Source organism: Dyella sp., assembly GCF_051954575.1.
In the GTDB taxonomy this organism is placed as follows: domain Bacteria; phylum Pseudomonadota; class Gammaproteobacteria; order Xanthomonadales; family Rhodanobacteraceae; genus Dyella_B.
In genome coordinates this window covers 1-14,310 of sequence record NZ_JBQCHP010000015.1, presented here as the reverse complement: position 1 = coordinate 14,310, position 14,310 = coordinate 1, and the positions used below count along the sequence as shown (strand labels likewise).

11 protein-coding genes and 1 riboswitch are annotated in these 14,310 nt (G+C 64.6%); of the genes, 5 read left to right on the top strand and 6 right to left on the bottom strand.

Annotated elements, in window-relative coordinates; translation table 11 throughout:
• Positions 1–154: 154 nt before the first annotated feature.
• The 5 genes from ACTHNE_RS01965 to ACTHNE_RS01945 form a co-directional block, all read right to left on the bottom strand.
• Complete coding sequence (locus ACTHNE_RS01965; RefSeq protein WP_324936974.1) at positions 155–415, bottom strand: MoaD/ThiS family protein; 261 nt, start codon at positions 413–415, stop codon at positions 155–157.
• Positions 412–1,659: a molybdopterin molybdotransferase MoeA gene (locus tag ACTHNE_RS01960; RefSeq protein ID WP_440268446.1), complete on the bottom strand. Its 1,248-nt coding sequence runs from the start codon at positions 1,657–1,659 to the stop codon at positions 412–414. Before ACTHNE_RS01960 ends, ACTHNE_RS01965 begins: the two co-directional genes overlap by 4 nt.
• Complete coding sequence (moaCB, locus tag ACTHNE_RS01955; RefSeq protein WP_440268445.1) at positions 1,656–2,624, bottom strand: bifunctional molybdenum cofactor biosynthesis protein MoaC/MoaB; 969 nt, start codon at positions 2,622–2,624, stop codon at positions 1,656–1,658. The genes ACTHNE_RS01960 and moaCB overlap by 4 nt, the downstream gene beginning before the upstream one ends.
• A gap of 36 nt (positions 2,625–2,660) precedes the next feature.
• A complete protein-coding gene (gene moaA, locus ACTHNE_RS01950) occupies positions 2,661–3,644 on the bottom strand; it encodes a GTP 3',8-cyclase MoaA (protein ID WP_440268444.1) in 984 nt (327 codons plus the stop codon).
• Positions 3,638–3,781: riboswitch (molybdenum cofactor riboswitch) on the bottom strand. (Overlaps the previous gene by 7 nt.)
• A gap of 184 nt (positions 3,782–3,965) precedes the next feature.
• Positions 3,966–4,667 (bottom strand): CerR family C-terminal domain-containing protein, encoded by a 702-nt coding sequence (locus ACTHNE_RS01945; protein ID WP_440268443.1) that lies wholly within the window; start codon positions 4,665–4,667, stop codon positions 3,966–3,968.
• Positions 4,668–4,764: 97 nt separating this feature from the next.
• Here ACTHNE_RS01945 and ACTHNE_RS01940 point away from each other — a divergent pair, with 97 nt between their 5' ends.
• The 3 genes from ACTHNE_RS01940 to ACTHNE_RS01930 are packed head-to-tail and all read left to right on the top strand — an operon-like array spanning position 4,765 to position 8,877.
• Positions 4,765–5,880, top strand: a complete 1,116-nt coding sequence (locus tag ACTHNE_RS01940; RefSeq protein WP_440268442.1) for an HlyD family secretion protein — start codon at positions 4,765–4,767, stop codon at positions 5,878–5,880.
• Positions 5,873–7,432 carry an MDR family MFS transporter gene (locus tag ACTHNE_RS01935; protein WP_440268441.1) on the top strand — a complete coding sequence of 520 codons (1,560 nt, stop codon included), beginning with the start codon at positions 5,873–5,875 and terminating at the stop codon, positions 7,430–7,432. Before ACTHNE_RS01940 ends, ACTHNE_RS01935 begins: the two co-directional genes overlap by 8 nt.
• A gap of 44 nt (positions 7,433–7,476) precedes the next feature.
• Entirely contained in the window at positions 7,477–8,877 is a 1,401-nt protein-coding gene (locus tag ACTHNE_RS01930; RefSeq protein ID WP_440268440.1) for an efflux transporter outer membrane subunit, read from the top strand.
• Between the two features lie 844 nt (positions 8,878–9,721).
• On the opposite strand, the gene yccS is transcribed toward ACTHNE_RS01930, so the two are convergent.
• Positions 9,722–11,875: a YccS family putative transporter gene (gene yccS, locus ACTHNE_RS01925; protein ID WP_324939120.1), complete on the bottom strand. Its 2,154-nt coding sequence runs from the start codon at positions 11,873–11,875 to the stop codon at positions 9,722–9,724.
• A 119-nt stretch (positions 11,876–11,994) separates the two neighbouring features.
• Here yccS and ACTHNE_RS01920 point away from each other — a divergent pair, with 119 nt between their 5' ends.
• Positions 11,995–12,753: an ATP-binding cassette domain-containing protein gene (locus tag ACTHNE_RS01920; RefSeq protein WP_440268439.1), complete on the top strand. Its 759-nt coding sequence runs from the start codon at positions 11,995–11,997 to the stop codon at positions 12,751–12,753.
• Positions 12,750–14,231 carry an ABC transporter permease/substrate-binding protein gene (locus ACTHNE_RS01915; RefSeq protein ID WP_440268438.1) on the top strand — a complete coding sequence of 494 codons (1,482 nt, stop codon included), beginning with the start codon at positions 12,750–12,752 and terminating at the stop codon, positions 14,229–14,231. Before ACTHNE_RS01920 ends, ACTHNE_RS01915 begins: the two co-directional genes overlap by 4 nt.
• The last annotated feature ends 79 nt before the right edge of the window (positions 14,232–14,310 follow it).

Sequence of the window (14,310 nt, the reverse complement as noted above, 5' to 3'; positions counted from 1 at the left end):
CACCGTCATTCCGGCGAACGCCGGAATCCAGGACAAATACGCTGTGCGCAGCACACAATTTAATGATGTGTGCTTCGCACGACGTACTTAACTGGATTCCGGCGTTCGCCGGAATGACGGTGAGGCTGAATCCAGGTTTGAGCAAGGCTCATGCTCATCCCCCACTCACCGGCGGCAGCACCGCCAACTGCCCATGCTCCGGCACCGCGCGATGGTTGTGCAGAATCTCATCCTCGCTGGCAAAGGCCGAGCGTTGCACCAGCCCCGCGCTGATATGCGGCGCATGCGTGCGCAGATGATCGCGCAACAACTCGCGCAAGTCGCCGACAGTGCAGCCATCGGGCGCTTCCAGTTCGATGAAGCCGTGCGGATCGGCATCGCGCAGGGCGCCGAACAAGGTGATGCGAACCTTCATGCGGCACCCTCGCAAGGCAGCGGAAATTCAAGATGTCCCAGGCCATGCACGTCGACCAACGCACCCGCAAGCAATGCGTCGACGTCCGCCGGCACCACCGCCCAGGCGTTGGCTTCGGACAGCGGGCGGATGCGGTAGGACTCCTGGCCGTCCAGCACTTCCACCGCAAGGCGGCCTTGCGTATCGATATGCAGGCGGCTCTTGAGATGAAAACGCAGGCGCGGCTTTTTGCTGTACGGCTTGCTGAGCGGAACGCGGAGCGGTGTTTCCTGCGGCAGGCCGAACATCAGGCGCAATGCCGGTTCGACGAAGAAACGCAAGCCGACCGCCACCGCAATCGGATTGCCCGGCAAGCCGAACAGCAGCACGTCGCCCGGCAGCTTCGCAAACAGCAATGGTTTGCCGGGACGTATCGCTACCTTGTGGAACAACGTCTGCGCGCCGATGCGTTCCAGGGCCTGCGGCACGAAATCGTAGCGGCCCATGGAGACGGCGCCGCTGGTGATGATGATTTTTGCGCCGGCATCCAGGGCGCGGCGCAGCGCGGCTTCGAACGCAGTCGCATCATCGCCCACGGTTTCCACATGTACGACTTGCGCGCCGGCCAGCGGCAGACGAGCAGCGAGAAACGGTCCGTTGGAATTGCGGATCTGCCCTGGCGCGAGCGCTTGCGTGGCGTCGTCGACCAGCTCGCGGCCGGTGCACAGTACCGCCACGCGTGGACGTTCGGCGACCGGCACGCTGGGGACGCCTAGTGCTGCGAGCAGCATCACGTGTTGGGGTTGCAACATGGTACCGGTGGCCAAGACATTTTCGTCGAACGAAACATCCGAGCCTGCGGTGCGCACGTTTTGTCCCGCTTCCACGTTGGCAAGCAGGCGAACGCGCGTGCTCGACACGCGCTCGGTCTGTTCTACCGGAATCACGCGATCGAGCCCATCCGGCAGGCGTGCGCCGGTCATGATTTCCCATGCGCCGTTGCGTGCCTGCGCTATGCCGTCACCGGCGGCCTGTTCGCCTTCGATGTCCAGCTCCGTGCCGGCCGGCACGATGGAGTGGCCGCGCAAGGCGAAGCCATCCATCGCGGAGTTGTCGAACGGCGGCAGGTCGGCCGCACTGATCACCGGTGCGGCCAATATGCGGCCGATGCACGCACTGATCGGCACATTTTCCACCGGCGCCTTGCTGCTGGCAGCCAGCACGATCCGCAGCGCGTCTGCGTAGGCGAGCGTGGCCTGGCTCATGCATGGCCTCCGCCGGCGGCCATGCTCAGCGCGTGCGCGAGGATCGGCGCAAGTATGTCCATGCCCTGTGCCACGGCCTTGGCGCTGCCGGGCAGGGCGATCACCAAGGTGGTATCGATCAGCACGGCCTGGGCGCGGCTCAGCCAGGCCAGCGGTGTGTGCTGGCTGCTTTCGCTGCGGAACAGTTCGCCGATGCCGTCGATGTAGCGATCGGCCACGATCGCCAGCGCTTCCGGCGTGCGGTCGCGCGGACCAAGACCAGTGCCGCCGGTGCATAGCACCAATTGCGCGCCTTGTTCGGCGAGCGCGCGCAGGCGTTCGGCCAACGGGCCGGGTTCGTCCGGATGCAGTTCCACATCGCTTACGTTTGCGCCCAGCTCGCGCAGGCGTTCGGCCAGTAGCGGTCCGGATGCATCGCTATATTCGCCGCGGCTGGCGCGGTCGCTGAGCGTGATCACCGCGGCGCTGACGTTGTCCAGTTTCGCCACGCCGCGTGGTTTGTAATGGTCGCGCTCGGCGTCGCTCATGCCATCCGGATGCAGCCACAAGCCTTTCTTGCCACCTTCCTTGAACAGCAATCGCACGCCGCCGATGGAGAGCGCCGGTTCTACTGGCTTGGTCAGGTCGTACAGTGTGAGCAGGGCCGCACTCGCACCGGCGAGCGCTTCCATTTCCACGCCGGTGCGCGCGAAGGTCGCTACTTCGCAATAGACACGGATGGCATGGCGCTCGGCGATCGGTTCGCAGCGCACGTCGATGTATTCCAATGGCAGCGGATGGCATAGCGGCATCAGTTGCGCGGCGTTCTTCGCGCCTTGCAGGCCGGCGATTTCGGCCATCACCATGGCATCGCCTTTGGGCAGGCGGCGTTCGACGATCTGCGCGAACGCGGCGGCGCTTGCGCTCAACTCGCCAACCGCCACGGCACGGCGCGCCGTCACGCGTTTGCGGCGTACGTCCGCCATATGGAAATGGGCGCTTCCCTCGCGCTGTTGCATCGATCAACCTCCGGTGGATGCGAGATGGGGAGTGACACCGGTGCGCCCTTCGTGCAGGAAATGCCCTTGCTCCTTGCGGCCGATCTGCCCGCCGATGGCGTGCACCAGGTCTTCGAGCTGCTCGTCCGACTGCAAGAGCGGGCGCAGCGGTATGCCGAATTCGCCGAACAGGCACAGGCGCAGGTCGCCGGTGGCAGTGACACGCAGGCGATTGCAGCCGGCACAGAAATCCTTGGAGTAGGGCGCGATGATGCCGATGCGGCCGGCGTAGTCGGCATGCCGGTATTCGCGCGCGGGGCCGGCATCGGCGGCGCGCGGCAGTACTTGCCAGCCGGCTTCCAGCAGTTCGGCTTCCATCGTTTCGGCGCGCACGTGGTGATCACGGAAGAACGCCAGATTGTCGCCGGTCTGCATCAGCTCGATAAAGCGCACGCCGATGGGGCGGTCGCGCAGGTAGTCCAGCCACGCCGGCAGCTCGCGGTCGTTGACGTCGCGCATCAGTACGGCGTTGAGCTTCACCGAAGACATGCCTGCCGTCAGCGCCATGTCCACGCCGTGCAGGATGTCGTCCAACCGGTCGTGGCCGGTGATGTGGGCAAAGCTGGCGCGATCGAGCGTATCCACACTGACGTTGATGGCGTTGAGCCCAGCATCCATCCATTCGTGCAGGCGCTTGGCGAGCAGGCTGCCATTGGTGGTCATCGCCAGCTTGGTGATGCCGGGTACCGCTGCAGCGGTGCGCAGGATCTCGGTAAGGTCGTGCCGCACGCTGGGCTCGCCCCCCGTGATGCGCAGCTTGTGCATGCCCAGTTCGGTAAACCCGCGCAGCAGGCGCGTGATCTCGGCCAGAGACAGCGGCGCAGGCGCCTTCGCATCGGCGTGGTAGCCGTGCGGCAGGCAGTAGGTGCAACGGAAGTTGCACGCGGGAATGACCGATAACCGCAAATACGGAAACCGACGGCCGTATCGGTCAGCCAGCGGGGACATGTATCTGTGCTCCTTTCCAAGCCGGGAGGTGAACGCGTTTCCGGGTTCACCCGGTGATCCTGGTGGGGACCACGGACGCCTGGCCGTATTCCCTTGCGGGAACCTTAGGCTGGGCGCCTTCGGAGTTGTGGGTATGTCGCTGAGTGTAACTATCCGCTGGTTGTGGGGATACGTCTATGATGGTTTTGTCATGACGTTTTCTAGCTCCCTCTCCCCTCCGGGGAGAGGGTTGGAGTGAGGGGCCAACCTCGCGGGGAGATTGGGTGTAAACCCAGCGTCGGTATGCGCCTGTATTTTCCGACGTTGGGGTTTGCCCCCAACCTACCGAGCTTGCGCCCACGCCCGCAGCAAAATCCCCATCTGGTCCAGCACCGTCGCCTTGATCAACGCCGCCCTGGCGGCATCGATTTCCTTCCACCCCAACTCCTCCAGGCCTGCCTTGGACGGATGGTAAAACGGCATCATCTGCCCCTTCAGCGTAAGCAGGCGGATGCGGGTGATCGGGTCGTTGGCGCCGATACCCGTGATGCGGGAAAGCATGGCGGTGGCGACTTTGTAGAACGGTTGCTTCACTTGCTGGTTCAGCAGCTTGGACGCCACGGGCGGTTCCTCGCCGGCCAGCTCGCGGGCGAGGAACAGGCGCTGTGCGGAGGCGTTCGATTGCATGAGTACGCGGTCCAGCATCGCTGCGTGGATGGCGAGCAAGGTTTCGATCAGTACGTCCGTGCCGGCATTGTTCTTCAATGCCGCGCGGGCCTGCTTCATCACAGGATTGAAGTGAGCGATGAGATCGCTGGTGATGGATTCGGCGCAGGCCTGGTAAAGGCCTTCCTTGTTCTCGAAGTAATACTGCAGCGCGGGTGCATTGACGCCCGCGGCGGCGGCGATGTCGCGGGTGGAGGCGCCAGCGAAGCCGCGCTCGCCGAACAGCTTTACAGCCGCTTCGATGATGCGTTCGCGTGTTTCGTCACCGCGTGCATAGCCGCCGGCCGATGGGCGGCGAAGGCGTTTGACTGGTGTCATTCGTAAATCCCTGCGATCACTGCGATCAAGATAGCATTTGACAAACTTATTCCAATCGGAATAAATATTCCACCTGGAATATTTTTGAGGGCCACGCATGTCCGCATCATCTGGCGACGTAAAGAAAAGCGCCGCCGTACCCTCCTCCCGCCGCGCTAACGCCGGTCGCTTCCTGTTGCCGGTCGGCGTGCTGGTGCTCATTGCGGCGGTGATCGCGCTGGGTTACTGGTGGCTGGTCGGGCGCTTCATGCAGAGCACCGACGATGCCTACCTGCAGGCGGACAGCGTGACGGTGGCGCCCAAGGTCAGCGGTTACGTCACCGACGTGTATGTGGGCGACAACGCGACCGTGAAAGCGGGCGATCCCTTGGTGCGGCTCGATGGCCGCCAATACCAGGCGGCGCTGGACCAGGCGCAGGCCACCATCGATGCGCGCAAGGCGGATATCCAGCGTGCGCAGGCCGGTATCCAGCAGCAGCGCGCGGCGATCGAGCAGGCCAGGGCGCAGGTGCAAGTGGCACAGATCAGCAGCCGCCATGCCGAGGACGAAGTACGCCGCTATACGCCGCTGGCCAGGACGGGCGCAGAAAGCGGCGACCAGTTGTCGGTGCTGACCAGCAATCGCGACCAGGCGCGCGCGAGCCTGGCGGCGGACACCGCGGCGCTCGATCAGGCGCAGGCGAAGATGGCCGATCTGGATGCGCAGATCGCGCAAGCGCGCGCGCAACTGGAAGCCGCGCAGGCCTCCGCACGGCAGGCGAAGCTGGATATGCAAGATACGTTGGTGCGCAGCTCGCTGGCCGGCCGGGTGGGCGATCGCACCGTGCGCGTGGGCCAGTATGCGCAACCTGGCACGCGCATGATGACGATCGTGCCGGTGCAGAGCGTCTACCTCACCGCCAATTTCAAGGAAACGCAAATCGGCCGGATGCGCGCCGGCCAGCGCGCGAGCGTGCATGTGGATGCGTTGTCGGGCAAGGAACTGCACGGCGTGGTGGAAAGTTTCTCGCCTGGCACCGGCTCGCAATTCGCGCTGCTGCCACCGGAGAACGCCACCGGCAATTTCACCAAGATCGTGCAGCGCGTGCCGGTGCGCATCCGGCTCGATACCGATGAGCAGACGCGAGCGTTGCTGCTGCCCGGCTTGTCGGTGACGGTGGACGTGGACACGCGCGACACCGGCGACCACACGCAAGCAAGCAGCCATGGCTGAGCATCACGAACGCGCCACCGCGGCCGACTGGGTCGCCGTGGCGGCGGGCGCACTCGGCGCCCTGATGGCGACGCTGGATATCTCCATCACCAATTCGGCATTGCCGCAGATCCAGGGTGAAATCGGCGCTACCGGCACGGAAGGCACGTGGATTTCCACTGGCTACCTGATGTCGGAAATCGTGATCATCCCGCTGGCGGCATGGCTGACGCGCGTGTTCGGCCTGCGCAACTTCCTGCTCGGCGGCTCGGCGCTGTTCATCCTGTTTTCGATGATGTGCGGCCTCTCGCATACCTTGACCGCGATGGTGATCGGGCGCATCGGCCAGGGCCTGACCGGTGGCGCGATGATCCCGACCGGGCAGACCATCATCCGCAGCCGCTTGCCGATGTCGCAGTTGCCGGTCGGCATGACCATCTTCGGCCTGATCGTGCTGCTCGGTCCCTTGCTCGGCCCCGTGCTGGGCGGCTGGCTGACCGAAAACATCAGCTGGAGCTGGTGCTTCTTTATCAACCTGCCGGTGTGCATCGGCTTGATGACCTTGCTGCTGATCGGCCTGCCGTCGGATCGCCCGCACTGGGACGCCCTGAAGCAGGCGGACTGGATCGGTATCGCCGGCTTGTCCGCTGGCTTGAGTTCGTTGACGGTGGTGTTGGAAGAAGGGCAGCGCGAACGCTGGTTCGAGTCGAGCATGATCGTGTGGCTCAGCCTGTTGTCGCTGGCGGGCATGGTGTTGATTGCGATCTCGCAGTTCACGGCAAAAAAGCCGGTGATGCGCCTGAGCCTGTTGCGCAATCCGCGCTACGCCAGCGTGATCCTGATCGTGTCGGTGGTCGGTGGCGTGTTCTACGGGGTGATCTATCTGATCCCGCAGTTCCTCGGCTTGATCGCGGGCTACAACGCGGAGCAATCCGGCTGGATCATGCTGGCGGCCGGCGTGCCGGCGTTCCTGGTGATGCCGCTGCTGCCGCGGCTGCTCGGCAAGGTCGATTTCCGCATCCTGGCGATCATCGGCTTGCTGTGTTTCGTAGCGAGCTGCCTGCTGGATATCCATCTCACCGCGCAAAGCGTGGGGCACGATTTCCTGTGGTCGCAGCTGATTCGCGGCGCGGGGCAGATGTTGGTGTTCATGCCCTTGAACCAGGCGTCGATGGCGGCGGTGACGCGCGAAGAAGCGGGCGATGCAGCCGGCGTCTACAACATGGCGCGCAATCTTGGCGGCTCGATCGGTCTGGCGATCATCGGTACGGTGATCGACCGGCGCAATACGTTCCATGTGGCGGAAATCCGCGAATCACTCACCGCCAACTCCCTGCTCGGGCAGGAGCGCCTGGCGGCGTATGCGGCCAACTGGTTCGCGCGCACCGGCGATGTGGCGTATTCGAAGATGCGCGCGCTCGGCCAGCTTGCCGCACAGATCCAGCAGCAGGCGCTGGTGATGACTTTTTCCGAAACGTTTTACGTGCTTGCCATCGCCCTGGCGTGCTGCATACCGCTGTCGCTGCTGTTGAAGACACCGCGCTACCACGCGCCGGTCAGCGAGGGTCATTGAGGATGTTGAATATGCCTTTACGCGCGTCGCGTGTTTTGTTGCCCATGATGGTCGCTGCATCATGCGTGCTTTCGGGTTGCACGGTCGGGCCCGATTACCACGGTGCGCCGCAGGTGACGCATGCGAATGCGTTCGTGCGTGCGCCCGCCACGGGTGTCAGCACGACGCATGCGCCCAGCCAGTGGTGGACCACGCTCGGCGATCCCACCTTGGATGCCTTGATCGACGCGGCGCTGGCGCACAACGCCGACCTGCAGGCCGCGCAGGCACGCCTGCGCGAATCGCGCGCGCAATTGCAGCAGCAGCGCGCCAAGGAACTGCCGAAAGGTACGGCGGATGCAGCGGCGTTGCGCATGCGCAAGCCGGATCTGTCCGGCTTGTCGCAATCGTCCGGAACGGCGGGCGGACGCGGGCCATTGCAACTGTATTCGGCCGGCTTCGACGCCTCCTGGGAAATCGACCTGTTCGGTGGTGAGCATCGCGCTACCGAAGCGGCCTCGGCGCAAGCCGAAGCGGTGGATGCCGACCTGGCCGACACGCAAGTTACGCTGGCCGCCGAAGTGGCGCAGGCGTATATCGGCCTGCGCGATCAGCAGCGGCGCCTGGTGTTGGCGAACCGTTCCGCCGAGCTCGAACAGCAGACGCTGGACTTGATCCAGCAGCGCCGCGCGCAGGGTGTCGGCACCGATGCGGACGTCGAGCGGCAGACCACGCAAGTGCAAACTACGCGCGCAACGCTGATCCCGCTGGACGAACAGATCACCGAATCGCTGGACCAGCTTGCCGTGCTCACCGGCCAGGAACCTGGTGCGCTGGACAGCGAACTGTCGACCCCCGCGCCCTTGCCGACGTTGCCGGCATCGGTGCCGATCGACGATCCGGCCACGATGTTGCAGCAGCGTCCGGATATCCGCGCCGCCGAACGCCGGCTTGCCGCCAGTAACGCGCAGATCGGCCAGCACACCGCCGACCTGTTTCCCAAGGTGACGATGCTGGGCTTTATCGGTTCCAACGCGGCCGATCCCGGGCATTTGCTGCGCAAGAGTTCGTTTACGTGGTTGGGCGTGCCTTACCTGCAATGGGATGTGCTCGATTTCGGGCGTACACGCGGTGCGATCCGGCAGGCCGAAGCGAGTCGCGATGAAGCTATCGCGCGTTATACCCAAACCGTGCTCGCCGCATTGCAGGATGCCAACAATGCGCTGGCTCGCTATGGACATCAGCGCGACAGCGTGCAGCGTCTGCAGCAGATCGAGGTGTCGGCGGATCGGTCGGCGGAGCTTATGCGTCAGCGCTACGAAGCAGGGGCTTCGTCGTTGATCGATCTGTTGGATACGCAGCGGGCGCAGTTTTCGGCGCAGCAGAATCTGGTGGCGGGGCAGGCGGGGTTGTTGAAGGATTTTGTGTCGTTGCAGAAGGGGCTTGGGTTGGGGTGGAAGCGGTGAAGCGCTAAGGCACGTTTTACTCCCTCTCCTCCGTTGGGGAGAGGGGACAACCTCGCGGGGAACTTTTGTAGGTTGGGATGCAAACCCCAACGTTGCCATGCCTGAGCATTGCGCGATGCATGGAGATTGCCTGCGGCGCTTTCGGTCGCGAAGCGACCGAGTCACTTTCTCTTGCGTGCCCAAGAGAAAGTAACCAAAGAGAAGGGCACCCCGAGGGGGCGCTTGGCGGGCGTCCTGCCCGCCAAGTCCCTGAAGGGTGGGCGGGGTTTTTCGACAGCCCATCCGTGGGCTGACGAAAAACAAGCCGACATCCATGCCGGCTTCCCTGCGGGCTGATCCGCCCACCCTTCACCGCCCCCTAGGGGCCCCGACGAGCAGGCGCGCATCGTGCGCGGCCGCCGGCGCGAGCGCCGGTCGCTGAGTTGTTCGCGCAATACACCTCTAGAAATGCATGAGCATGCGACGTTCGACCAGCGCAAAGCGCTGGCACCGAGTGCGCACACGGATGTGCGCCAAAGGGGCCCCATATGGCGCGGCAGGTGGGCGAAGGAAAGTCCGCAGGGTGGCTCGCACGGATGCGAGCCAGTTTTTCGTCAGCACAGGAGGTGCTGTCGAAAAACCCCGTAGCCCGCCTGCGCACCTGGAGGGCAGGAGCCCGGAAGGCGCGCCCTCTGGGGTGCCCTTCTCTTTGGTTACTTTCTCTTGGGCACGCAAGAGAAAGTGACTCGGTCGCCCCGCGACCGAAAGCGCCGCAGGCAATCGCCATGCATCGCGCAATGCTCAGGCATGGCGACGTTGGGGTTCGCACCCCAACCTACGCGAGTTGCAGACTCGAAAGAAAAAATCACCCATTGCGAATATCCCGCACCACACTCGCCAACCGATCCCGCAACACCAAAATCATCCCCAGCTGTCCCAGCACCAGCCGCGCAACCTCATCCTGCACGCCATCCGCATGCGGCATCATGCTCTGCTCCGTTTCGCTATCCGGAGGCGAAACAGGCGCAAGCAGCGCATCCGCCAGATGCTCCAGCTTGGTCACGATCAAGTTGCCGGCCAACGTTACCGTATCGCGAACCTGCGCATCGCCGATCGCCTGTCGATGCGCGCCCAGCGCGGAAATATGCCCCAGCATGGTGTGCGCGATGGTGAGAAAACGCAGCAGGTTTTCGTTGCCGTGCTGCCGCCGGCCCGGTTCGCGCAGCATGTTGGCGAGCATGCCGCTCAAGGCCGCGTCGGCGTTGTGCGCTTCGCGGCGGGCGATACGGTAAGGCAGGTCGTCGCGTTTGCCGTGCACGTATTGCGCGATGATCTGCTGAAGGTAGCGCGCATCGTTGCGCAGGGTGTTGGACAGCACTTGGTCGAGCTGGCGGCCTTGCCAGTCCGGCAGGATGAGATAGATGGCCAGGGCGGCGATGGCCGCGCCGATCAGGGTGTCGAGCAGGCGCGGCCACATTACCTCGTAGCCGTTGCCGGCCTGGTTGAAGCACAGCACCACGAACACGGTGATCGAGGCGGTGGCGAGGGTGTAGCGGCGCAGCCGCGCGGCGAAGAACACCACGCCGGATAGCACGATCAGCAGCAATGGCCACGGTGCCGCGGGCAGCAGGCGCAAGGTGGCCCAGCCGATCAGCACGCCGATCACCGTGCCGGATACGCGCTGTAGCATGCGCGACAGCGTGGCGCCGTAGCTTGGCTGGCAGACCAAGAGCGTGGTCAGCAGGATCCAGTAGCCATGCTGGGGATGCACCAGGCGCAGCACGCCAAAGCCGGCCATCAGCGCCAGCGAAAGACGCACCGCATGGCGGAAGCGCGAGGAGCGCGAGGTGAGCTGGATGGTGATGCGCTCCCAGGCTTCGCGCAGCGATTGCGGGCCGGGATTCTGCAGGGCGCCATCTTCGCCATCGAGCGTGCTGGGCGCGTGATCGTTTTCCAGCAAGGCCTGGATGGCGGCCATGTTGCGCAGGAGCGCATCCAGCGAACGCAGCAGGTGTTCGGCCGGCGCGGACGATTGATGGCGCAGGGTATGGATAGCGTTGCGCAAGTCGTTCTGCGCCGCACGCATGTCAGTGGTGGCAGCCGGCGAGGTGCGCAGGCGCAGCGCCTGGGCCTGTTCGCGGCACTGGCGCGCCTGCAGGCGCAGGATGTGTTCGCAGCGAAACAGCACGTCGGTGTGATAGAACGCCTCGGCCAGCGCCGCATACGGATAATGCGAGGAACTGACGCGCTCGTGGATGTCCTGTGCCTCGAAATACAGTTGCAAGCGTGCCGCCGTGGCGCCGCGCGGACGGCGCATGCCGATGCGGTCGATCAATACGATGCGCGTATCGTTGAGCGCGTCCACCACCTGTTCGTTCTGCATCGCCAGCGTCAGCAGCAATGCATCGCGGTCGATGCCATGCACGGGCGTGAACAGGGCGGCCTTGGTTTCCAGGTAATCGCCCAGCGCGTCGAACACGCGGGCCAGCGCGTGGCGCACGGCCAACTGCGGCGACAACACGCTCCACAGCAGCGACAGCGCGCCGTACCAGGCCGCACCGGCCAGCATCTGCAACGGCTCGGCGAAGAAGGTGTTAGACGCATGCGGCTGGTCGGTGCCCACCATCGTATAGACGGCCAGAATGAGCGTGCCCCCGGCAATGGTCGCGTAGCGCGCGCTGATCGAGCCAAGCATCACCAGCACGAAGGTCATCAGGCCTAGCGTGAGGGTGAACGGCAGCGTGCGCGGCAGCAGCCATTCCACCATGAAGGCCACGCCGGCAAAGCAGAGCAGGGTAATCAGCAGGGTGGTGAGGCGGCTGCGCCAGTGGTCTTCGGTTTCGGCCAGCGCACAGGCGATCACGCCCAGCATTGCGGGAATCATCGCCGTCGCGTGATGGCGCCACAGGCAATAGAGGATCACGCCACCGAGCGCGAGCAGCACGCGCTGGCATTCGGCAAAGCGATCCGAACCGCGCAGGCGGCGCCAGTAATGGAGGATGGCGGGGTGGGAGAGCATGCGCAAAGGATACATGCTGCTTTGCAACATTCACCTTTCAAAGCTTCACGGAAAGGCCGCCAGGATGGCATCCCAGCCTACAATCGGGCTTCCCGCTGCCGTCCCCGTCCCCGTCCCCCATGCCCATTACCCCCGAAGCGTTCGAGCTCCGCGGCGTCAGCAAGCGCTACGGCGCTGTGCCGGCCCTGGATGATGTCAGCCTGCGCTTTCCGGCCGGCAGCAATACCGCGCTGATCGGCAGCAGCGGGTCGGGCAAATCCACCCTGCTGCGCGTGTTACTTGGCCTGGAATGGCCGGACAGCGGCGAAATCTGGGTGGATGGCGCCATGCTGCAACCCAGCCAGGTGCTGGCGCTGCGCCGGCGCGTGGGCTACGTGATCCAGGAAGGCGGCCTGTTTCCGCATCTGACCGTGCTGGGCAATCTCGCGCTGCTGCCGCATCACCTGGGCTGGAACCGCGAGCATATCCGCCAGCGCGCCGAGGAACTGGCCGCGCTCACGCATCTGCCCGCCAGCGCACTGGAACGCTATCCGGCGGAATTGTCGGGCGGCCAGCGCCAACGCGTCGCGCTGATGCGCGGACTGATGCTCAATCCCGATGCCTTGTTGCTGGACGAACCGCTGGGCGCACTCGATCCCATCGTGCGCCACGAATTGCAGGACGAGCTGAAGGCGATCTTCGACCAGCTCGGCAAGACCGTGATCGTGGTGACGCATGACATGGCCGAAGCGGCATGGTTTGCCGATCGGCTGGTGTTGATGCGACACGGCAAGGTGGTGCAGGACGGACGCCTGGACGATCTGTGCCGCCGCCCCGCCGATCCCTTCGTGACGCGCTTCGTGCAAGCCCAGCGCACCTTGCGCGGGGTGTCGCCATGAAGCGCGCATGGCTGTTCCTCGCACTGTTGCTGATGGTGCCGGCATCGGCGCACGCGGCGCCGGTGCGCATCGGTTCCAAGCAGTTCACCGAATCGGTGATCCTGGGCGAAATCGCCCGGCTGGCGGCGCGGCAGCAAGGGGTGCCGGTGGTGCATCAGCGCGAGCTGGGCGGCACCGCGATCTTGTGGAGCGCGCTTGAGCACGGCGACATCGATGCGTATCCCGAATACACCGGCACGCTCACGCACGAGCTGCTGAAAAACGTCGCGCCCGATGCAGATATCCCGACCCTGCGCGCCGCGCTGCAGCCGCTGGGCATCGGCATCACGGATGCGCTGGGTTTCGACGACACTTATGCGATCGGCATGCGCGAGGATCGTGCTGCGCAGCTCGGTATTCGCAGCCTGTCAGACCTGGCCGCGCATGCGGATGTGCGCTTGGGTTTTTCCAACGAATTCATGGCGCGCAGCGACGGCTGGCCGGGCTTGCGCCAGCGCTATGGCTTGCCCCAGACACAGGTGCGCGGGCTGGACCATGCGCTGTCTTATCGCGCGCTCGCCAGCGGCGCAGTGGATGCAATCGATCTCTACAGCACCGATGCGGAGATTCCTTACTACCACCTGCGCACGCTCGACGACGATCGGCATTACTTTCCGCATTACCAGGCGGTCTATGTGTACCGCCTCGATCTGGATACTCGCGCGCCGGCCTTCATCGAGGTGCTGGACAAACTCGCCGGACGCATCAGCGCCAATGCGATGCGCCGGATGAATGCGCAAGTGAAGCTGCACGGCGAAAAGGAAACGGCGGTGGCGGCGCAGTTTCTCGGCGTGCCGGCCGATGGCGACGGCGCCAACCGCTGGACGCGGCTATGGCAACGCACGGTGGAGCATCTGCGGCTGGTGCTGATCTCGTTGACCGCGGCGGTGCTGCTGGCCATTCCGCTGGGCGTGTTCTCGGCGCGCGCCAAGCGGCTCGGCCAGCTCATCATGGCGTTGAGCGGCGTGCTGCAAACCATTCCGTCGCTGGCCATGTTCGTGTTCATGATCCCCTTTTTCGGCATCGGCACGTGGCCGGCGATTGCCGCCTTGTTCCTATATAGCCTGCTGCCGATCGTGCGCAACACGTATGCGGGAATTACCGGTATTCCGCCGGATCTGCGCGAATCCGCCGCCGCCCTGGGCTTGCCGCGTGGCGTGCGCTTGCGCCGGGTGGAATTGCCGATGGCGATGCGCAGCATCCTGGCGGGCATCAAGACGGCCGCAGTGATCAATGTGGGCACTGCGACGCTTGGCGCCTTGATCGGTGCTGGTGGTTACGGGCAACCGATCGTCACCGGCATTCGATTGGACGATACCGGCTTGATCCTTGAAGGCGCCATTCCTGCTGCGTGCATGGCGCTGCTGGTGCAGGGTTTGTTCGAAGGTATTGAGCGTTGGCTAACACCACGCGGCATGCGCCTGGAAGCGCGGCAATAATGCCGTGCGTGATGCATTCGTAGGTTGGGTTAGCGCAGCGTAACCCAACAACCGCTTCTAACACGTTGGGTCACGCTGC